At 59.4% G+C, this 746-nt stretch carries 1 protein-coding gene; it reads left to right on the top strand.

The annotated features are described in order from the left end of the window. A partial coding sequence (locus A3754_RS03695; RefSeq protein ID WP_156496755.1) for a TonB-dependent receptor plug domain-containing protein occupies nucleotides 1-746 on the top strand: 746 nt, incomplete at both ends.

Below are 746 nucleotides of genomic sequence, written 5' to 3'. Positions count from 1 at the left end.
CACGGACGCCTTGCGTGATGTCCCGGGCGTGATTGTCACCGGTGGTGGTTCCGGTGATCGCGGTAACGATATCGTGATTCGCGGCATGCCGTCCTCGTACACCCTGATCATGGTCGACGGCAAGCCGGTGTCCACCCGGGAAAGCCGTCCCAACGGCAGCGCCGGGTTCGAGCAGAGCTGGCTGCCGCCGCTGCAGAGCATTGAGCGTATCGAAGTGGTGCGTGGTCCCATGTCCACCCTGTATGGCTCTGATGCCATGGGCGGGGTGGTCAACATTATTACCCGCAAGGTTGAGAAAGAGTGGGGCGGTTCTGTACAGCTGGACGCCATCATCCAGGATGATTCGCGCTCCGGCGATAGCCAGCAGGGCAACTTCAGCCTGAGCGGCCCCTTGAAAGAAGACCTGCTCGGCCTGCAAGTCTATGGCGGTTTTTATAATCGCCAGGAAGACCTGTTTGTGGATGGCTACGAACAGAAAGACCTGCGCAACCTGACTGCGAAATTAAGCCTGACGCCCACGGATAATCATGATTTCTCCGTGGAGGCGACCCGTACCCAGGACAGCCGCCAGGGGCTGATGGGGCGTAGCGCTGCGTCCACCGGTTGTCGCGGTGGCTGTACCGACAGCTTTAGTGACCATAACCGTGAATCTTTCGCGCTGACCCACACTGGCCGCTGGGCTATCGGTACCTCCGATACCTATGTGCAGCGTGAAAAGGCGGAAAACGAAAGCCGCGAAATGACCA

This window comes from Alcanivorax sp. HI0083 (assembly GCF_001635175.1).
This window is presented reverse-complemented; position numbering and strand designations above follow the sequence as displayed.